This window comes from Bordetella tumulicola (assembly GCF_054779135.1).
Genome location: NZ_BAAGYU010000007.1, coordinates 453,702 through 475,150, shown reverse-complemented (window position 1 = coordinate 475,150; position 21,449 = coordinate 453,702). Strand labels below are relative to the sequence as shown.

General features: G+C 58.7%; 16 protein-coding genes. All 16 read right to left on the bottom strand.

The window, feature by feature from the left end; genetic code table 11:
- Positions 1 to 230 precede the first annotated feature (230 nt).
- Positions 231 to 6,683 carry a two-partner secretion domain-containing protein gene (locus ACYVDM_RS10580; protein WP_460475382.1) on the bottom strand — a complete coding sequence of 2,151 codons (6,453 nt, stop codon included), beginning with the start codon at positions 6,681 to 6,683 and terminating at the stop codon, positions 231 to 233.
- An 11-nt stretch (positions 6,684 to 6,694) separates the two neighbouring features.
- Positions 6,695 to 8,434, bottom strand: coding sequence for a ShlB/FhaC/HecB family hemolysin secretion/activation protein (locus ACYVDM_RS10575; protein WP_415786065.1), 1,740 nt, complete (start codon positions 8,432 to 8,434; stop codon positions 6,695 to 6,697).
- A 173-nt stretch (positions 8,435 to 8,607) separates the two neighbouring features.
- Positions 8,608 to 8,973: a DUF192 domain-containing protein gene (locus ACYVDM_RS10570; RefSeq protein WP_415786067.1), complete on the bottom strand. Its 366-nt coding sequence runs from the start codon at positions 8,971 to 8,973 to the stop codon at positions 8,608 to 8,610.
- A 17-nt stretch (positions 8,974 to 8,990) separates the two neighbouring features.
- Positions 8,991 to 9,860 (bottom strand): type II secretion system F family protein, encoded by an 870-nt coding sequence (locus tag ACYVDM_RS10565; protein ID WP_415786069.1) that lies wholly within the window; start codon positions 9,858 to 9,860, stop codon positions 8,991 to 8,993.
- Between the two features lie 9 nt (positions 9,861 to 9,869).
- The gene (locus tag ACYVDM_RS10560; RefSeq protein ID WP_415786071.1) at positions 9,870 to 10,715 is read right to left on the bottom strand and encodes a type II secretion system F family protein; all 846 of its coding nucleotides are present in this window, start codon (positions 10,713 to 10,715) and stop codon (positions 9,870 to 9,872) included.
- Positions 10,712 to 12,433: an ATPase, T2SS/T4P/T4SS family gene (locus ACYVDM_RS10555; RefSeq protein WP_415786073.1), complete on the bottom strand. Its 1,722-nt coding sequence runs from the start codon at positions 12,431 to 12,433 to the stop codon at positions 10,712 to 10,714. Before ACYVDM_RS10555 ends, ACYVDM_RS10560 begins: the two co-directional genes overlap by 4 nt.
- A 17-nt stretch (positions 12,434 to 12,450) precedes the next feature.
- A complete protein-coding gene (locus ACYVDM_RS10550) occupies positions 12,451 to 13,842 on the bottom strand; it encodes a type II and III secretion system protein family protein (protein WP_415787046.1) in 1,392 nt (463 codons plus the stop codon).
- Between the two features lie 26 nt (positions 13,843 to 13,868).
- Positions 13,869 to 14,723, bottom strand: a complete 855-nt coding sequence (gene cpaB / locus ACYVDM_RS10545) for a Flp pilus assembly protein CpaB (protein WP_415786075.1) — start codon at positions 14,721 to 14,723, stop codon at positions 13,869 to 13,871.
- Complete coding sequence (locus ACYVDM_RS10540) at positions 14,720 to 15,409, bottom strand: hypothetical protein (RefSeq protein WP_415786077.1); 690 nt, start codon at positions 15,407 to 15,409, stop codon at positions 14,720 to 14,722. Before ACYVDM_RS10540 ends, cpaB begins: the two co-directional genes overlap by 4 nt.
- 137 nt (positions 15,410 to 15,546) lie before the next feature.
- Entirely contained in the window at positions 15,547 to 16,197 is a 651-nt protein-coding gene (locus ACYVDM_RS10535; protein WP_415786079.1) for a hypothetical protein, read from the bottom strand.
- Positions 16,194 to 17,630: a hypothetical protein gene (locus ACYVDM_RS10530; RefSeq protein ID WP_415786081.1), complete on the bottom strand. Its 1,437-nt coding sequence runs from the start codon at positions 17,628 to 17,630 to the stop codon at positions 16,194 to 16,196. Before ACYVDM_RS10530 ends, ACYVDM_RS10535 begins: the two co-directional genes overlap by 4 nt.
- Positions 17,627 to 17,884 carry a hypothetical protein gene (locus ACYVDM_RS10525; RefSeq protein WP_415786083.1) on the bottom strand — a complete coding sequence of 86 codons (258 nt, stop codon included), beginning with the start codon at positions 17,882 to 17,884 and terminating at the stop codon, positions 17,627 to 17,629. Before ACYVDM_RS10525 ends, ACYVDM_RS10530 begins: the two co-directional genes overlap by 4 nt.
- 210 nt (positions 17,885 to 18,094) lie before the next feature.
- Positions 18,095 to 18,226, bottom strand: coding sequence for an entericidin A/B family lipoprotein (locus ACYVDM_RS10520; RefSeq protein WP_415786085.1), 132 nt, complete (start codon positions 18,224 to 18,226; stop codon positions 18,095 to 18,097).
- A 222-nt stretch (positions 18,227 to 18,448) separates the two neighbouring features.
- Complete coding sequence (locus tag ACYVDM_RS10515; protein WP_415786087.1) at positions 18,449 to 19,144, bottom strand: fumarylacetoacetate hydrolase family protein; 696 nt, start codon at positions 19,142 to 19,144, stop codon at positions 18,449 to 18,451.
- Between the two features lie 158 nt (positions 19,145 to 19,302).
- Positions 19,303 to 19,833, bottom strand: coding sequence for an inorganic diphosphatase (gene ppa, locus ACYVDM_RS10510; RefSeq protein ID WP_415786089.1), 531 nt, complete (start codon positions 19,831 to 19,833; stop codon positions 19,303 to 19,305).
- Between the two features lie 3 nt (positions 19,834 to 19,836).
- The gene (locus ACYVDM_RS10505) at positions 19,837 to 21,447 is read right to left on the bottom strand and encodes a heme biosynthesis HemY N-terminal domain-containing protein (protein WP_415786091.1); all 1,611 of its coding nucleotides are present in this window, start codon (positions 21,445 to 21,447) and stop codon (positions 19,837 to 19,839) included.
- Between the last annotated feature and the right edge of the window lie 2 nt (positions 21,448 to 21,449).

Below are 21,449 nucleotides of genomic sequence, written 5' to 3'. Positions count from 1 at the left end.
CCAAGAATTCCCACCACACGTCATCCAATCCTGCAAGCGAGCTTGCACAGTTCTGTCGCTCAAGTCCCAGTGGTCCACCATTCTTCCAGGATGTATCGCCTTTTCATAAGCCTCCCTATCGCAAAAGATCTGAGGCATAGTGATACTGCAGATTTCACCCTTGCGCGTGACATAGCACCCTGCGAGTGAAAATGCTAGTACGCACATACACATGAATCGATTTAATAATTTCACTTTAATGCTTCCAGCAAGATATCCAAGATCTTCCATGCCGCTGGCGGTAGTGCCTCGGACAATGCGAATGGTGTTGAAGGAATTAGAGCTAGGCCACTCCATATTCCATATAAACGCTGTTGTAATGAGCTCAATCCATCCCGAGCATTGCCATCCTGACCATAGAAGCCGCTAAGACTTCCACCGACGAAATCATGGGTCCCTCCGTAGGCCTCGTGGAGAACATCAAAGATAGAGCCTGAGTCATAGTGCATACCCGCCAACATACCCTGACTACCCTGAATACCTCCGGTGAATCCACCCATGCCTCTACCTCGGTCGGTTTGAAGAAAATCAGCCAAGGACATCTTGGCGTTTTTAGGTTCAAACTGCACCATTCCTGTCTGCTTGTGTAGATCAAGTTTAGGAACCCCATTCTCATCCAAGATGGACTTTCCAGTAGGATCCTCCTGTACCTTGCACCTCTCATTCATCTCGCCGCAGATAGCAGCCAATACAACCCGTGTACCTGCCGTTTTGAAACCATCCCCCCGAATACCGGCACTTTTTCCGCTCTTGTTATCCAGCGTAGTCACCCCGTCAGTGATCCCAGGGAACTTCTTTGAATCTGCGATGGTGTACTCCCGCATTCGATCGGCGGCTTCTGACAATCCGGTTTGAAGTGCCGCTATGCCTCCTGAGCCCGTCACGGCACCCACGACGACATTCAAGATACGTTCTTGAGTGTTCAGCTCGCTGATCTGTTGTTGTAGTGCTTGCTTTTCCCGTTCATCGGTTTTTTCACTGATCTGCTGACGTAGGGCAGCACGTTTTTCGTCGGTGTACGATCGGATGGTTTGACTAGCCTGTTGAGTAAAAGCCGCGACGATTTCAGACTCGGCGGAGACTTTGGCTCGCAGTTTTTCGGGGTCCCAGGTTTTGCTTAGGCCTCTGGCAGCGTCGCCGGTTTGAGTCTCTTGATTCAAAGCGGCTAGTAATTGCTCGGCAGTTTTTCCTGTCAGCGCGCGCTGCTTCGCATGGTCGGTGATGGTGGCCGTCGCGTCGCTGACTCCGCTCTTCGTGGTACTGCTCTTTTTGCCACGGGCTTTGCTGGCACCCGAGGCTAGGGCTGATGTATCGCTACCGGATTTCTTATCAACGTCGCCGCTAACGCTGAATCCGCCTGCCAAAGAAACGCCGCTCGCCTTGTAGTTGCTGTGATTCTCGATATCGCTCACCGTCAGCGTACCAGTGCTGACGCGATTCGCGCCGGCCCGCACTGCCTTTTCAGTGCTGGCGATCGTCGCTCCTTTTAGATTGGTGTTGCCTTTGACTTTCACATCAAAGCCCGCGTCGCCCGCTTGAATGCCACTCTGCTCGCGTACGCTGGCGAAGTCGCCTTTGACCTTGTTTTGTGCATAGCTTGCGCTGCCGGAAAATCCGGCGCCTATGATCATGCTGCCGCCGACGCTCTGGTCCTTGCTTTCAAAGGTGCTTGTGTCTTGCAAGCTTTCGATATTCAGATCGCCTCCAACGTCAACCACCACTTTTTTTCCGCTAACCACGGCGCCCTGCAAATTGGTATCAGCGCCGGATCGCAGGGTCAGTGTCTCGCCAGCGCTCACTTTGCTATTTGTCATGGTTTTGTCTCGGCCTTTTGCTCGACCCTTCGCACCACTGGCACTGACTTCGACTCCAAAGCTGACACCATCCGAGCCCAGGGAAGCCGCCACGCCGATCGCCGCGCTGGATCCACTGCTCTTGTGCTTCATGTCAAGCGTACTTGCGGATGCCTGCAAATTGATCTTCCCCTCGGCGTCGAGCACCGTATTGCCGCCGGCCGAAAGTTTTGAGCCTTTTACGTTGATACCCGAGTCCTTTTCAGCGCCTGCGGCAATAACCGTCAGGTCTTGGCCCGCGCTCACCGTAGAGCCTTTCGCGGTCGACGCTTTGAGTTCAGTTTGGCTGGACTGCTTGCTCGTACCCACGCTAATACCGACACGGATACTCGCCGCCTGAGCCACGGCCGCAGCGCCATCGGCATTACCCGGCGTCGGAACTGCCTTGAGAGCGCTGAGGCCTTCTAGTCCGGCGGCCGCCGCCGCCAAGCCCTGCATCACCGGGTTGTCGGCATTAGCCGCGGTGTCAGCCATACCACCCATCGCCTGCATCGCATTTATCATCGGAACGTCGACGCTTATGCTCACCCCTGTTTTCTTGATGTCGAGAGATTCTTTCTTGCGATGCGCATCTTGCGCAGTGTCGATGGTGACCTGCTTGCCAACCAGCGTGATATTGCCCTGCGGCGCGATGATCGTACTCGCGGTCACGTTCACCGCTTGACCGGTGCGTATTGTCGTGTTGCCTGTCACGCTACCTAACGTGCTGGGGGTACTATCCACCGCGGTTTCCTGCACGGAATGGGTTTTCTGGTACGTACCGACACTCATACCACCGGTTGCGCCGACGCCGGACTTCTTGAGCCGCTCGGTGCGGCGGCTGTCTGATTGCTTATGGCCCGGATCGATGTTGACGTTACGCTTTGCCGTGATATCCAGAAGCGCTTGCGCACCTACATTCGAGCCCTGCACACTCACATCTCTGCCAGCGGTGATCTCGACGTTCTTGCCGGTCACCGTTGACGCATGGGATTGCTTCCATTGCACCGAGGTCGTCGTATCTTCCGTTTTGGACGACAGCGGACCTTTTCTCTTTTCTCGATACTGGTCTTTTGCAACGCCACTGTCCATGCCCGCCCTCAACATGACGTCGCGCCCCGCATTGACGCTCAACTTCTGCTGCGCGTTGACCTGTGCAGCACGTGCGTTGACGTCTTGCCCCGCAGCCATCGCTAGATCGCCTTTCGCATTCGCAGCCGAGCCAATCGCCTTGTTCGTGCTGAGCTCATGACGCTGGTGCTTGCCGCTGGAGATCGTCTCGCTGTGCTGCGCGTTCAGCGCATCCAATTTAATATCGCGTCCCGCTTGCAAACGCGCATTACGTTCAACAGAGATTTGCGCGGCCAGCATAGTGATATCCTTGCCCGCCTGCATCGTCAGATCGTTGGCGTTCACCCGCGACACGCCAGACAGATGCGTACCGCTCGTACCATCGGTATCCTCGGGGGACAAGCTCGATATCAAGTTGATGTTTTGACCCGCACGCAGTGATACCGTGTGACCTGCGATCTGTGCGGCCAGATTGCTCAGATTCTCGCGCGCGGCCAGGTCTATGCGGCGCGCCTGCATCTGCCCCCCGAGATGATTAATGATGTTCAACGCGCTCACCTCCGCAGCCCCGTTTGCGCCTATGGTGCCGCTATTGACGAAATCACCCTGTGCCGTGATCTGCGTGTTGCGGCCAGCCATGAGCGTGCCATACACATCCGACGTGTCCACTCGCGACGGCAGCGGCACTTTCGGCATCAAGACCGTGCGTACCGCGCCTACGGGCAACTCAAACGGCTCGCGCGTCTGCGTGACTTTGTAAGGCGATCGGTGCGCTTTACGATCACTCTTGCGCGCCTGCGTAAACGTGGCCTGACCCTCACGGGTGACGGTGCGCCAGCCGGTGGCACCAATGTTGTGAATCGCCGGACCATCGACAGTCAGCTTGCCTCTCGCGGCAATTTGACTTTTATCGTTGGTAACCGCGCCTTTGAGATTGAGGGAACCCGCGGAAAAAACGCGACCGGGGTCGCTTCGAACCGTACGTGTCCGCCTTGTAATCTCGTTGACTTCGTAAAACGTGAAGTGTTTAACCAGTCGATTCAGGAAATCTCGGTTGAACGCTTTGATCCGCGCGTCCAATGCCAGATGACGCGCTTTGTAGTCCTTGTACGCTGGCATGGTCTCATAGGCCTGTCGCTGCTGTTGCGGCGTCTGGCGCTTGCTGGAATAACGCTGCTGAATGGCTTGCGGAGATGGCAGCTCGGCGACGGGTGGCGCCACGCCGAACACGGCCCAGATGCGCGAATCGCGCGGATAGCGAAACCGCTCGGCCGTTGGGCGGCAGTTGCGACCTATGCACGTCCGACCCGGCGGGGTATACGTCAGCGCAATGGGACTGGATACACCGGCAGCGCCACGGCCAGCTGGTGCGTAGTCGAATGGCGGGCCGTAGCGGGACGCGGGGTATTTCGTCGAAGGCAACAGCAGCCTGCGTTGCGGGTCATCGTTCAGCCACTCTGGACGTCGGCTGCATCCACGGGTGACCGTATCGCACAGCCAATGGTTGGCGGCGTCATACATCTCTGTACTGCCTTCGGGCGTGAAGTAGACCTTGGGCTTTGATGAAACCTGCACGGTCTCCGAGACGAAGTTTGCGTTCTGATTGTGAATCTGGTGTGCGGCGATGACGACGTTGCGCCCAGCCTCGATCGTGGCCGAGATGTTTTCTATATGGTTGGCCTGCCCCTCGGCACGCCGGGCCGCGTCAAGCTCACCGCCAACTCGCAAATGACCCTTGGCATAAAGGACGGAATGGTGGCGATTGGACAATTTTCCCACGCCCAGATCGAGATTGCCGCGTGACGCGATAACGGCGGAGCCTTTGGGCCCCGCGTCGTTAATCAGCGTACCGGTGCCCAGCGACACCGTATCGCCATAGATTCTGCCGCGATTAAGCAGTTGCGAGGCATTGATACGAGTGGATTGCGCATCGATCAGGCCTGCGTTGGTCAGGGTATTAGTGACTGCCATCGTGTTGTGACGGCCGGCGAGTAGCTCTCCCGTAATCTGGTTGCTTAGCGACGCCGCCTTGATGCGCAAGTCACGCCCCGCAATCAAGCGGGCCTTGTTGACCAAGGTTCCGCCCAGATCCAAGCTCAAATCACGCCCCGCGACGAAGTTTCCTTGAGGCGTTAGCGAGCCGCCATAGGTAAAAGACAAGTCTGTGCCCGAATGCAACCATCCTAGACTATCCAAGGTCCCGGTTTTAACCGTGAGCTGCTGGCCAGCAGAGAGTGTGCCTTGCTTGTTTCGCAGTGTTTGGGCATCAAGACGGGCCTTGCCCTGCGCAACCAATTGACCCGACGGGTTTTTTAGCTCATCTCCAACGAGAGTCAAATCGCCACGGGCGTGAATCGATCCTCTGGTGTTGTCGACTCGGGCCACACGAATGTCGATGGCCCTTCCGGACACGCCTGAGACGACGGGCGTATCCGGCGCTGCGCCCGCGGTTGCTTTGCCAGGGGTGGCCGTAGACGTGGCCACCGCAGCCGCTTTGTTCGCCTTCAGCGTGTCGCCATTCGCGAGCCGAGCGGCTGACAAACGCAAGGTGTTGTCGGCCAGGATTGAGCCCTTACGGTTATCGATGCCGTCTTTAATCGACATCGCAAGATGACCGCCCGCAACGGTGCCACCTTGATTACGGAACTGATTGGCATTGATCGACTGTTTGCCGGCGGCGGCGAGCAATCCATCAGCGTTGGATAGCTCACCTGCGATACGTAGCGTGGCCGGACCTGCCGCGGTGATGCTGCCTTTTTGGTTGCGTAACGTTTGGGCTGAGATGTCGAGGCTGGTGCCATGCAACGTCGCATTGCGCGTGTCGAGATGCCCGGCGGTATTGATCGCGAGCGTCTTCTTTGCCGACAACGTACCATTAGGCGCGATGCGCACATCGCCTGCCGCATTCAGGGTCAAGTCGCCCGTAAACGCCACTAGGTTGCCTCCCACGTTCACCCCCACGCCTGCCTCGGTGCCGATGAGTCGAATACTGTTTGCGTACATGCCCCCTAACGCAGCCGTGTCTAGTGCGAATTTAGGTACAGGCCCTTCGCCACCACGCGGACGTGCTTCGCCATTGGCCTCGACCCTTGCCGCGCCAGTCACCACGTTCAGGCGATCCGTCCAGATTCCCGAGTTAACGATCAGAGCCCGTGCCATCAAATCGACCTGGCCGACATGAGTGCCGTTCAGACCCTGACCGTCGACCACCAATCGACCAGACGCCACCTCGAACGCAATGGAGCCCTTGGGGCCCACCTCTGGACGGCCCGTGGTCAACGTAGCGCGAGAGGCGTTCAGGAAGCCACAGCCATTGCACGTGATACCCACCGGATTCGCGACAATCACATTAGCCCGATGGCCAGCCACCTCTAGCAAGCCACGCAGTTGTGAGGCATTGGGCGCGGTGACTTGGTTGAGAATCGTCGTCGCGTGCCGATTGCCCAGCATGGGGTTGCCCGCGATCTGGCCGGCCATCTGCGTTTGCGTCGTCCCCCCGCTGTTGTTCAACACCGCGCCCGACGGCCCGATATTGAACTGCGTAAATCGATTGTGCGAAACCCCTCCCGCCGAAGGCGGCACGATTTGGATGACAGGCGTTCCGTGGCTGACGCCGATCACAGGCTGGGCTCCCCGTGCGGTCTTGTCTACGGTGATCGGCAGTGTCTGCGCGGGCACCGATGCCCACCCTTGGGTGGACAGCAGTCCAACCAGGACCCTACGGGCTTTCTTACTGAACATGTACATAGTCTCTAAAACTCGAACAACAGCGCCGCGGAAAATACGGCACTCGGTGTGTGGAAAAATTGAGGCTTTTTCAGTGGCCAGCCCATCGACACGTCGTAGCTGGCATCGACATAAGGCACCGACAGGCGCCCACGCAGGCCCGCAGCCGCGCCGACCAGCGTACGGCCCGGCAGGTACCGCACCGATGGCCCACCCACTTGGCCCATGTCAAGCCCGGCGTACAGTTGTTGACCGAGATTTCCCAGGTTCAGCGACAGATCGTTACGCAATGCCCAGCCGTTTTCGGCTGCCAGTGCCATCTGGCCATCGAAGCCGCGAACGGTGTAGCGATCGCCGACCGTAAAATAGTCGGACGGAACGATCTGCGTTTTGGCATGTTGAATCTGCCAATTGAATTGATACGCCATATGCTGGCGAGCAACGATGAAGGGCAAATACATGCCCGCGTTCGCGGCAAGAATCGTCGTGCGCCCGTTCCATTCGGGATCGCCGTACACATAGCCGGACTGCCTGGAATATCTGGGTATCGTGCCCCGTAGCCCGCCGCCGACATCAAACACGGCACGGTCCAGATAGTGACGGTGCTGGTAGCCCAGCTCGTAGCCGGTGACATCGCGACGCTGTATATCGAGGTCGATATCATTGAGCGTACCTTTCACGCGTTTGCGCAACATCTTCATGACGACCGTGCCCTTGCGGTGACTACCGCGATAAGGCACGACCGAGACGCCCGTTTCGATTTGGGCTGTCGTGCCGCCGTACACGATGGGTTCGCTGAATCCCGCGACTGTCTGCTGATAACGAGAACGGCCAAGGCCCGCGAATACCGACCAATAGCCCAACGGCACGCTGTAGTTGACCGCGGCCGCACGCGTGCGATTGTCACGATTACGCCAGACGGCGTTGCTGTTCCATGACACCGAAAGCTGGCCGTATAAAAATAGGGGTGAATCCAAGATCAATCCGGCATTCACCCGCTCTCGCCCCATGGATCGCATCCCGGCGTTATCACCGCCTATGTAAGCATGCCAGCGCTTGCCAGAGCCTGGCCGCACCAGGACATCGGAGCTGCCTGGCTCAACGCCGGGCACGACATCGATACGAGCATCCATCTGCCCTCTGAGGCGTCGAATGTTCTCCAGAGTCTGGTCCAGATCTCGTTGATTCAGGATGTCGCCCTGACTGGCAGGTAACACCATGCGCCACCACCCTGGCGTATCCGCGTCTTGCACGGCGGCAATCCGACCGGGAACATAACGCAATGAGAGCGTTCCTTGTGCCAACGACTGTTCGGGTATCAACACCCGTGTCGTCATCAAGCCAAGGTCAACCAGGCGTACGGTCAGCTGCGCTTGCAAGACATGTAGCGCTCGATTGCCGACACACCTTCCCAGGACCGCACGCGCCTGATTTTGTATGGATGAAGGGGGATCACCTCCATCCCATCGAACCTCGCGCACGACAAAGCAGACGGTTTCTTCGGGAAAATTCCGAACATCCGAGCTAGTGTTGTCGTCACTCGGTGCGGACAACACATCCGGATGCTGAGTCGCGCGCTCTTGTAACTGCTCGAGTTCCTGCTCTTGCCTGCGTTGAAGCTCATCAGTACGAGTCGTAAACGGTCGACCCACCGGATTGGCGTGTGACACATGGCCAATGGCCATCAGCAGCAGGAGAATCGAGGATCGCAACCGGCGCGATTTCAGGCGCCCCAACAGGGACCAGCGATAATAAAAAAAATGCAATGAAATCTACTTCTTTTGTTGAGTTAGCCATCAGGCTATGAATGTTGTAATAAATTTGCCAACAAAAGCGGCATGAAACCATTCGGCTTCGCCGTCGGATTTCTCGTTTGCAGGCAAGGATTTACTGACTTTTTCTTCGCGCTAATTTCCTATCGTTTTTAAAAAAATAGGACTCATCCTGCATCATCAATCTGCGCATGCCGGATAGCGAGGCGTAGGCGCCGCTGATAACGCAATGGAGAATCCTTGGTGTTGACCGCCAACTCGATCACAGAACATGCGCCGATAGAGAACGCGACGCGCCCCGGATTCAGGTAACGGACAAGACGCCGTACTCGACCGTTGCGATTAACAAACGCGACATCGATGGGATAGCGCATACCGATGGTATGAACCGCCCAACACGGCGATAGCCTCAACCCTGCACGTGGTCCTGGCGGAGAGGCTCTGCACAGCAACCCTCGCAACCGCCCCAACACGCCACGCGCATCCACCAATCGGATACGGTGGGGATCGAGGCGACGACGCCTTGTCTGCATCGATGGCGGCTCCTGCGTCATCGCATGGCCTCCCACATCTGCACCACAATGGGAAAAGCCAACACGATGAATGTGCAAGGGAAAATGCAGCCAATCAATGGCAGCAGCATTTTGACCGGCGCCTCAAGTGCCAATTTTTCTGCATGTTGGAAACGATCTGATCGGCATTGCGCGGCGTGCTCTCGCAACAACACTCCCACACTCATCCCTAAGCCATCTGCCTGCAACATCGCGGCGACCCAACTGCGTACGCTCGGACATTCACTGCGTTCAGCCAATGCCGTTAACGCCGTTACACGCGGCACCCCTGCACGCATGTCCGACAAGGCATGTGTCAACTGCTGACGTAATGGGCCGGACGGACCGTGCTGTTCGGCCTGCTGTAATGCGCCATGCAAGCTCAAACCGGACTCTACGCATAACGTCATCAGATCCAGAACGAAGGGTAACTCTCGAGCGATTTGTCGTCGTCGGCGGCGCACGCGTGCACGTAGTACTGCGATAGGCCAAAACCCGGTCGATACCCCCATTCCGAGCGTGCTCCAAAACAACCCATCAAACATCCCGAAGTAGGCGGTGAGCCCCGCCCCGGCTATCGCACCCAACACCATCCAGTTAATCACCCAAGCCAGCATATGCGCCGGCGTGATGGCGGTCGGCAAACTCGCTTGCTTCGCCAATCTCGTTAAACGATCTCGTTGGCGCCAGGACAACATCGGCTCACACAGACCCGACAAGCTTGATATCCAGGGCCAGCATAGGCGCCAATGCCAAGGCATATCCGGTTGGAAAGTCATATCACGCGATCCCATCGCCGGCCGCGCGATCAGCCAAGCCGATAACGATCCCCCCGCTCCCGCCAACACCACGACAAGCATCAGATACATAGCAGTGAGTCAAATATCGATCGTGACAATGCGCCGAATCAGCAGCATGCCGATGGCCTCCAAGCCGAGTAAAACGGCTAGCACGCTCCAGCCTATAGTCGTGTGCCACAACATCGCCATGGCATCGGGCTCCAGATGGCTGAGTACCGCCAGCAATAGCAACGGCAACGCCCCAACAATCCACGCCTGCAACCGGCCTTGTGAGGTCAGGGCCTGCACCTTGCGGTGTAATTTCAGGCGCTCGCGTAGCGTGGACGAAATTCCGTCTAGCGTTTCTGCCAGGTTACCTCCCGTGAGAGAGGCAACGCGCAATGCCGCAACGACCAGGGCACAGGACTCAGAAGGAACACGTCCGTGTAAATTGTGCAGCGCGATATCAAAACTAACCCCCAGACGTTGCTCTCGCAACACGAGACCAAATTCTTGAGTCAATGGGGCTTCGCCATGATCCACGATATGACGCAAGGCCGTCGATATCCCTACCCCCGCTCTCAACGCAGAAGCCAACGCCAACAACGCCGCAGGCAATTGCCGCTCGAATCTCGCTAACCGTCGACCGTGCAAACGCCTGATCATGGCGTTAGGGAGTCGGCAGGCAAGTCCCCCGGCAATCCCCGCCACCACGACGCTGTCACTCACGCCAAACGCCACTGCACCTGCCAATAACGCCAGCATGGCAGCCCAGATCAACAACTGAGCGGGATTGATGAACAGGAATATCTCGCTGAGATGGATCCCGGCCTCGTGCGTATACACCTCGCGATAACGCGACAACGCCGGCCCAAACCACGTCTGCAGTTGCCAGGCCAGCAGCACCGCGCAAACGCCGGACATGGCAATCGCAAGCCAGATCATTCGCCGGCGCTCGGTTCATCTACCACTAAGTCTGATCGGGAAAAAGCACCAATATCAAACTCAATCCCTGCCTCGCGCCACTCATCGATAAAGCGTGGCAACAATCCGCATCCTTGAAAACCTATCCCTCGCTGATAGCGGAACAGCTCCTGGGACTGAATACGACCGCTTTCCAAACCGGTAATTTCCACAATAGAGGTCGCCACGCGTCGTCCATCGGACAAACGCGCTTGCTGAACCACCATATCGATGCTGGCGCCAATATGCTCACGGACCACTGTTAGCGGTAGATCCATCCCCGCCATCAATATCATGGTCTCTAGCCTGCTGAAGGCGTCTCGGGCACTATTGGCATGCAGCGACGTCAACGATCCCTCATGGCCTGTATTCATCGCGGTCAGCATGTCGAGCGCCTCGGCACCCCGACACTCGCCCACGACAATGCGATCCGGTCGCATGCGCAAGGCATTGCGTACCAGATCCCGTATGTCAATACGGCCACGGTTTTCCAGATTGGCGGGGCGCGCCTCCAACGCAACCAGGTGCGCATGACTCAGTCTGAGTTCTGCCGCATCCTCGATCGTCACCACGCGTTCACCGTCAGGAATAGCGTTGGACAGAATATTCAGCAGCGTGGTCTTGCCCGAGCCGGTGCCACCCGATACCACGATGTTCTTGCGGGTACGTACGCATAGTAAGAGAAACGCCGCCATGGCCGCACCCATGGATCCGCCTTGTACAAGATCTCCCATCTCTGGTCGGCGAGCGGGGAATTTTCGTATGGTCAGGCTCGCGCCTTTTAAGGCCACGGGCGGAATCACGGCGTTAACACGAGAACCATCGGGTAGCCGTGCATCCACCATCGGCGCACTCTCGTCAATACGGCGACCGATGGGGGCAACAATCCGCTCGATCACCCAACGCACCGACTGCTCGCTACTGAACACGGCGCTGTGTCGTGACAATCGGCCATAACGCTCGATGTAGATCTCATCGTACCGATTAACCATAATTTCGCTGATGCTCGTGTCCGAGAGCAAGCGATCCAGTGGTCCCAATCCGACCGCCTCGTCCAGCACATCGCGACAGAGCGCTACCCGGTCGATATGCCCAGGAATATCGGTGTCGTCGGCGGCAATCTGATCCAGCAATCGTTGCCCTTCGCTACGCAACACGGCATCGCTCATTCCTGCGACGTCGCGACGTCGCAGATCCAATGCCTGCAGCAAGCCCGCGTGCAGCCGGCGCCGGTATGGCAGAGAATCTCTGGTGGCAGACGGGTCGTCATCCATCGAGGGCGCCACGACTTCTGTGGCAAAAAGGGATTTGTCAGGCACGGTCGGCGCCACATACTCCGTCGGCTTCGCACAGACGATGACAGCCGTTTTCTCTGCCGTGGTGGTGACCGCTGAAATGGCCAGGCCCGGTGGTTGCGTTGCCGGTTGGTTCAGCGGACGCACACGCAAACGGCACGGACCAATCAGAATGTCGTCCTCGGGCAGCACAGGTCGATGAACCGAGACGCGTCGGCCGTTGACCACGGTGCCTATCAAGGAGCCCATGTCCTCGAGTTCCAGCGCCTGCCCTTGACTAACCAACCGTGCATGTTGTTTGGCCACACGCCAGTTCGCAATGCGTAGGCCGCATTGCGCTGACCGTCCAATGACCAATGGCATTTGAACGCACACGCGACGCTGCTCCCCACTTTCGAATGCCATCGTTATCTCGAACATGCTCATTTCACTGTCTGATGGAAATGGGAATCAGCGCCGTTCTGGACGTGGGAAATCGGCATCAGCGCAGGAGCCGAACCCGGCACAGGTTGCCATTGAGAGCCCGGCCCCCGATACACACTCCAATCAGGATCTCCAGGGCCGGGCGCTGCCGTTCCCATAGCAGGCATATCGGGAAACGCGTCGCGCAGCACATGGCGTCCGCGCTCAACGCGTTGGGCCATCTCGGGGTGATCTTGCGACACAATGCGCGGCGTCACGAAGATGGCCAGCTCTGTTTCTGTGTGTTGCTTGCGCTGCGAGGAAAACAGTGTGCCGAGCAAGGGAATATCTTGCAGCACTGGCACACCAGTACGTTCGTGCGAACGCTCACGAGACAGGAACCCGCCCAGAACCAGTGTCTGGCCCGATCTCACGTTGAACTCTGTTGAGGCCCGACGTGTACGCAATGCCGGGCCGCCCGAAACACTCAAAGAGGTATCAACGGAACTCGCCTCGACCTCGATACGCGAGCGAATCGCGCCATTACGATCAATACGTGGCGTGATATTCAGCGATACGCCGTAGGGTTTGAATGCGGTGTTGGTGTTGCCTTTTGCGTCGGTTGTGCTGTAGGGCACCTCTCCGCCCGCCAGGAAAGAGGCGGTCGCTCCACTACGCGCCAGGAGCTGGGGCTGGGCAAGCATCACGGCTTCCCCGCGCTGTGCCAACGCGGTAATGCGTGACGACAGCAAGGCATTCAAACCAAAATAGCCGCCCGCGCCCATGCCTTGCATCGTTAGCGGCAATGCGTCTTCGAATCCGTTCAGGTGCACGCCGGAACCCGGCTGCCACGCCAGCCCGGCCTGCATGCCGCCCTGGGACACGGCGTCCCATCGCACGCCGAATTCGCGCAAGCGGGATCGAGGTAATTCCACCACCTGTACGTCCAGTAGCACCATACGATCCCATCCCACCTGGCCAGTGAAGTCCAGAATGCGCGGATAACGTTGCACCAAAGCAGCTATCCGTGTCCGATCATCATCGGCGAGGTCCTCGCCCTCGATAACGATGTTGTCACCGACCAGCGTGCTGCGTACGTTCGGGATGTGCTCGAGCAAGGTCCGCACCTCATGCTGCATGTTCGACCAGCCAGCGGGGTGTACTTGTACCTCGTACGCCATGCCCACGCCGGCAGGTGTCCAGACGTGTACCGACGAGGTGCCTTCTTGCCGGCCAAAAAGCACCACGTCTTTGCCCTCGACAGAGACAGCGCTGATGACCTGCCCATTCCCCACGGCCACACGAGTAACGGACTTGTGCTGTACAACCTTGGTTTGACCGACTTCCAGTACCAGGACAGTAGGTTCGGCCGCCATCACCGGCCATGTGAACAACAACAAGATTGACTTCATGATGGGGCGTGCAAACTGGGATACTTTCATGGCGCATCCTGCAACGTGGAAGCGCGTGGTATGGAAGGCGGCAAGTCACCCGACAACCCATCAGGGATCAACGCTGTATCGACACGATCGCCGTACAGGATAGGAATGGGCGCGTGAGTCACGACCTCTCGTTGATCAATACCCATCAACGCTGCCAGATCGCCTGGCTCGGATTCCTTCGAGATCACCACGTCGCCACGATGACGCACCATCGCCGTCAACGTACCGCTCTGGCGTGCCGCTACCAACTTGATCGCATTCTGCTCCGAGGTGTCGAACGTAATCGACATCGGTGCTTCAGCACTCCCCCCCAATGCCAATACCCTGACCCCTTGCAACAAGGGTGCCGTCAGATGCTGTCCCTGATGCGTAAAGGACACATACAAATCAATCAGATCGTCTACTTGCAATAGACCGGAGACTGCATTGATCTCCGCCGCGGGCAAGGTCACAGCCCGCCGGCCCGACGACACTAATGCTGAGATTGGTGATCCGGTCTCCGCGGTAACATGAGCGTCCAGCAGAATGTCCCCCCGCCTGAGGTCCGACGTCAGTATTCCGCCTATTGCGTGTTCTACGGTCCCGGGGTCGAACGAGCCCCCCGGTACCCACGGCAAGGGAATATCCCGTACTGCCAGATGATCAGTATCCAGCCGAGTACCGGCCTCGATATCGACCGCCGCGACGACGCGAGTGAGCACGTCGACTTCGGATTGACGCTCAATCTCTCGCTCGCGAGTTTGAATATGGTCGTGTACGGCCCAGGCCGCGAGCAGTCCGGCGCATAACGCGAATGTATAAACGGCGAGCGTACGCGCGCGCTGCTGCAATGCCATGATCGTAAATTTCATCGTGCGGACCCATCATGTTGATGCACCAGGATTCCACTGCCGCCGTCGACGGCGGTGATGGTGATCTGAAGCGTGCTGCGTTGCCGCACCCATCGGCCAGCATCCGGCGTCAAGGTTTCTAATTGCCACTGCTCTTGCTGTAAGCCCCGGACGATAGCTCGCCATGCGGCAGGTACTGGCAAGGGAAATGTCCATACCTGCTGTGATGTATGCCCACCGCCCCTATCCTCTTGGGCGTCCAGCCGTAGTCGAAGTCGCGCGTCGCCCGGTAACCAACTCTGTGCCGGCGACGCGGTGCTGCGATGCGACTGCGTGCCATTCGCTGGATTCAAGGTCGCGAAGGAAGTGGCCGCCATGTCCAGCACGGAAATACTGCCTCGCGTTTGGCGAAGCCCCGCGGGCTCGAGTGTCACGACCCAGAATTGATCGGCAACCTCTCCGGATAACACTGCACAACCCGGATAGACACTCAGGTCGGACAGCCCGGGATACTGCTCGCTCAACATGCGTGCGGCCTGTGTAACCGACTCCGGTATTTCGATGACGCGGATATCGACAGGCACACCATGGAGCTGCATCCGAGTACCCAGCGCGGCCTGAGCGCTGCCCGGTGGCAAGACCAACCGATCAAGCAAAGACAACGTGTCGGCATACGTACTATCGGAGAGAGCCAGAGAGATCATCACAGCAAACACGCCTTGCAAACAAAATGACGTGTATGGCGACCGAGGCACGTGCCCAGAATATGCAGAGGTACACGATAGCCATCTACCCAATACGACGTTCAAATAGCGGGTTATGTCACCGCCCCATCGGCTGACGATCATGGTGTTTTCTCGGCGATCGGTGCCAGGTCATGCCAAGCCTCAAGCCAATCCCCTGTCCAGTTGCCTCGGCCCCAGGGGGCGTCCACAGGCAGCATGGGTTGCCTCAGGGCCTGCGCGGCACGTAATGAGCGTCGGGCCGCGCCCGACCAACCCAGCACAGAATCTTGAGTCCGTCGCGCCACCGTCGCATCATCGGACGCGTGCCCTGCTCCCACCGCCACGACAGTTTGGCGACGTACGGACAGCATCGACGCCGGTCTAACGTGCTCGGAAAAGGCAAGGTGCCCAGAGGGATACACGGTAGCTTGTGCTTGGCGCAATCGGGGGTCGGCCCGTAACCAGTCTTGAGCCAAAGTCGCTGCCTGCGCATTTCCGACGCGGTTGATGTCACCGGACTGAGGTAGCGTCGTCACCAACGATACAGATCCGCCTGAGCGCCCTGCCATGTCTGCACGATGGATGTGGTCTTGTCCTCTTGCGCTGGCAAACGCAGCATAGCGGCTCAGATGGGCCGCTTGTTGACCTCGCAGCAAAGAATCACCGATCGTCACCAACCCGTGCATGAATACCCCAAGCAGGCCGAGCGCGAGCATGGATTCGACGACGGCTTGCCCGCGAGACGATGAACAAGAAAGTTGGGGTTTCATCGCGGCCCACCCTCTGGATGGCGGGGCTGGGCGGAGCTAAGCCGCGCCTGCCAGTAAGGTCGAAAAAGACTCGCAAGCTCGTGCCGGCCGTCGACGCGCGAATGCGGTCGTGCAAAGTATGTTTCCGCCGCACTGCCTACCGTTATGGCCTGCCCTGCCCTCAATCCGAGGTAGGTGTATCTGCCGACAGGCGCGGCCACATTGCTTGCGGCGTCAGTCGTGGACATCGACGTAGCGGACTGACGCACCTGGATGGCAAAACGCAGAGCGTGATTCACCGCGCTCTTGTCTATCTCGTGATACGCAGGCAGCCCACGACTCGGCCATCGTTGCACGTCTACCGAGCCATAAGCATTTGCCAGGGAGTTGCTTCGGCCCGAGAATAAATCCCACGAGGTGTTTTCGTGTACCCAACGCCAAAAGTCCTGCTGTGAAAATTCATGAGGCGGTGTTGGGGTCGCCTTAGCATCCCCCGGCGTACGATGTCCGTTCTGGCCCCACCCCATCGCGTACTCACGGTAGTGGCACCCAATCCAGCGGTTAGAGCGCAAGGCGTGATAAGACAACGTGTCTTCTGCTGCCCAGCGACCCTGGGTATCGAGCCAGGTCTCGCCACGACGACGAAGCTCGTGCCGACGCGTCGGACACTCCGCCTGCACTGTCCAGGCATTGCGGCGCGTCAGGTCACGTGGCCGCAAAAAGTCGTAGCGGCCCGCAGCCCCCTGCGCCATGCCCCGCAAGTGTCCGTCTTCGCGATCTTGGTGTTGCCTCAGATAACCCGAATAGCCATCGGAGAACATGGATAATCGAAAGGGCCCATGCGAAGATGTCTCGCCCTGATCAACCGTGTCATGCGCATCGAACCCGGCACGGTCAAACTCGGGATAGTTCGCACGCAGCACCTGCCACATTGCCTGCCGGCGAAATGCCACCAGGCTGGAAACTACCGAAGCCGAGGCTTGCTGCAGGATCTGGTGCACCACGTGATCGTGCTGCTGAAAGGCATCAGCCAGCTCAGGCAGCGCGCCGCTCGTAGCGCTGGCCCGAGCGTATGCCGCGCCCAGATCCGAGCCAAAGAGCTTGCCAATCAGCGCGACCTGCGGATTGTGCCGTGTGTGCTGCTGCGATTGCGTTTGTCCGAACTGTGCCCACGATCCCAACGTCACGAGATGCGCCATCGCTACCTGATGCGCCACCTGAGCACGATTGATATAAGACAACAGATTAAGGCTGCGCGCCTGCGCGAGCGCCCCGCTATACGCGACCGCATCGGCGACATGCGTCAGACGTACGCGAGCACTGGCCGTCTGCCCAACGTTGTACAGCGCAATCCAGGCGATTCCCGCTACCGCCATCAGCATCAAGGCCAAAGGCAAGGCCTGACCGCGCTGCGCAGTAATAATGCCTGTCTGCAACACGACGTGGCCCATCATTTTGCGTGGCCCGTAAACGACTTGAGCGTACGTACTTTGGTCTGGGTGGCGGCCTTGCCCGCCGTGGACTGTGCGGCACGCGACGCGGCGGTGCCGTCTTCTCCCGCGAGCTCGTTCGCCATCGCAGCCGTCTGGGAACGGATGACCTGGCCGAACAACTGATAGACCGCAATCGCGGCCACGGCGATCAGCGCCACCACAATGACGTACTCGGTCATGCCCTGGCCACGCTGGCGAGAAATACGCGGGATCATGCATCAGCCTCTTTTCAATCGATAGAGGCTGTATTCTGAAACGACGCGGACGGGCGGGCTATTCGCAGATGCCGAGGTAGGCGAATTGGTCTCACAGACCTAGACAGGGGCTAAGCCAAGCATTAAGCAGACACTAAACAGGAGAACACTTGCCGTGATCAAAACAACAACGGCCCCCGAAGGGGCCGCCGTCATCAAAACGCGTGGGTCTTATTTGTCTGCGGCGTTAGTGATGGCTTGACCTGCCTTGGACATGTCTTGACCCACGCCAGCCATCGTATTGCAGCCTTGCAGCACGACCCCAAAAACGATAACCGCCGTCAGTATGACTCTTGCGCGCATGATGAAACTCCTGAATCAAAAAACACCGCACTGCCTCTTCAGTTTACAGTTCGGCGGTAAAAATAGCCCCCACGCTGCGCCTTTGGCTTGCTGTCCACCTCGCGGCAGGCAGGCCGCTCGGATTCGCCAGGCACACAACAGTCCGCAGGGACTGTTCTGTGTCCGGGCTCATCCCCCAAGGGGGCGTTTTTTGCCTTGGGGCGGCCCGGCGGCAAAAATATATCAAGCGATACGCACGCGCAACTCGCCCAGGCCCTCGACGCTACCGACGAGCTCATCGCCTTGTACGACAGCGCCCACGCCTTCGGGGGTGCCTGTGAAAATCAGATCGCCGGCCTTCAGTTCGAACAGGCCCGACAGGTACGAGATGCTCTCGGGGATATTCCAGATCATCTGCGAGATATCGCTGGACTGCTTGCGCTGCCCGTTGACATCCAACCAGATGGCGCCCTTTTCGAGCGTGCCGACGGCACTGCGCGGATGAATAGGACCGATCGGCGCGGATAGATCGTAAGCCTTGCCGACTTCCCAGGGACGGCCCTGTTTCTTGGCCTCGCCTTGCAGGTCGCGGCGTGTCATGTCCAGACCTAGCGCATAGCCCCACACATAGTCATTGGCCTGGTCGACGGGAATATCTTTCCCACCTTTGCCCAGCACCACAACCAGCTCCATCTCGTAATGCAGGTTGCTGGTCTTGGGCGGATAAGGCGTGGCGCCCGTCTGGCCATCCGCAATCGTCACGATAGCGTCATTAGGCTTGCTGAAAAAGAACGGATCTTCGCGACCGGTAAAGCCCATTTCCTTGGCATGCTCGGCGTAGTTGCGGCCAACGCAATAAATACGACGCACGGGGACTAATGCATCGCTGCCCACAACAGGCACGGCAACGGGCGGCAACGGAGGGAATACGTAATCCATGTTCTCTTGACCTTGTTGAATGCGTGTCGGCATGGCCGACAAAGGGGAAATCCAGTTCGCGAGTTTATCCGTTATTTCGGTGTGCCGGACCATGCAAAGACAACGGGCCGCGAAGCATTAGTGCACCGCAGCCCGACGAAATGCCAGCCCGGTTGGCCTTAGTCCTTGTTGTAGCGCTCGGCGCTACGGACGATTTCTTCGCGGGCAGCGTCGACGCCCTTCCAGCCCTTGACCTTGACCCATTTGCCTTTTTCCAGATCTTTGTAGTGCTCAAAGAAATGCTGGATACGGCTGATGTCTTCGGCGGGCAGATCTTCGTAAGACTTGATATTGCGATACGGTGGGTACAGTTTGTCGACCGGGACCGCCAGGAGCTTGGCGTCACCGCCGGCTTCGTCATCCATTTCCAGCACGCCCAGGGCGCGGCAGCGCACCACGGCGCCCACCTGGATGGGGAACGGCGTCAACACCAGTACGTCGGCGGGATCACCATCGTCGGAGAGGGTTTGCGGGATGTAGCCATAGTTGCACGGATAGTGCATGGCGGTCAGCATGAAACGATCCACGAACACGGCGCCGCTGTCCTTGTCGACCTCGTACTTGACCGGATCGGCATTCATGGGGATTTCGATGATGACATTGAAGTCTTCCGGTAGATTTTTACCGGGAGAGACGCGATCGAGACTCATGATTCAACCTTGTTTGTCTGAAAGAAGATGTGATTTGTCGTCATCCCGCTTGTCCGCATCACGCTCGACAGGTGACTCGGCCGGCCACGTGCTGTAGGTAGGCACATCAAACGCGGCGATCGGGATGGGTGCGCTATCGAAGTAGTCTTCGATATCGACGTTGGAGCCAACGGGTGCGACGGCGGGAGGATCCGGCTGCAACGCCACTGATGCCTCATGTTCCAGGGCGCGGGCATCGGGATCCAAAACGTAGTCCGCAGGCGCAGACACGGGCATATCGCTCTGGACGGTGGCGTGACTGCCTGCCAGCGAAACCTCGGGCGGATAAGTGGAATATTCGCCTTCGGCGTCCAGGTGCAGCGGATCGGCACTGGTCTCGGCCGCGGGCAAAGCCTGATCCGTCGCCAGAATGGGCAATGCCATCGTCGCTGCGGTCGCCAGGCGCCAGTGCCGCGTCGCGTCGACCGGACGGTCCAGGCGGTCATACAAGCTGCCCAACAAGGCGTGCGTCTCGGGCGAGTCAGTGCGCAAGCGCAGGCTGCGCTGCAGATAACGTTCGGCCTGCCCCCACAACTGTCCGTTCAGGCACAACATGCCCAACGCGCTCAGGAGGCCGGCATCGGCCGGACGTTTTTGCAGCCAACCCTCTGCCTTGGCCAAACGACGAGGCACCTGATCGGAATCACACCGGGCATAGGCTTGCACCAACGCAGGGGTGAAATGCACGGGAACAGCGGCTTCGAGGATTTTTGCGGCCTCGGCAGGCTCACCAGCTGCCTCGAACACCATCGCGCCCGCCAATGCAATTTGCGGCAGGGTACGCTCGTCGCTCTTGAGGTCTTTCCAGACACTGCGCCAGGCCTCGGTGCCCGATGCGGCGGCGGCGCGCAAACGCGCCGCACCCGATTTGTCGATCAGTTGCTCCGCCTCGGACTTCGATAGTGCATTGCGGCGCATCAAGCCACGCGCCAGCGTAAAGACCCGCTCGTGGTGATCCAGCGCGGCCTCTGCACGCAACAGCAGGCGCATCGTATGCAAATGACGGGCCCCGCCATCTTGCAAGGGCGTAAGCACGGCCAATGCATCCTGCGCGCGCCCTTGGTCCAACAATTGATCCGCGGCCACCGTAGCGATGGCTTCTTGCAGGCCGGTATTGCCCGACGCGTGCTCTCTTGCAGCATCCAGAAGCTGGTCTCGTCGCGCAAATTCGCCCAACTCGTGCGCGGCGCGAGCCGCCGACAAGCCCGCCAACACCCGGCGATTGGCCACGCGAGTCTGGCCCAGGAGCTTGGTCAAATTCCTTTCGGCATGGGCAAAGCGCCCCTCGAGGAGCTCTGTCCAGCCGCGCTCGAGCAGCACGTGGTCACGCGCCTCGGCGCGCTGGCCACGCCAGACGCGCATGCGATCGGGAATGGCCAGCAGCCACGCCAACAGACGCAACCCCACGTACAGGGCAATGAAAAAGCCCAGCACCAGCAGCACGAACAGCGTCAGCGACAGCTCAACGCGCCAGGGCGAAATCAACAGGATGACGTTGCCCGCATGGGAGCGCAGCACCACGGCCAACGCAACAGCGACGACGAGCAGCAGTAAAGTCCAGAACCAAGTACGCATAC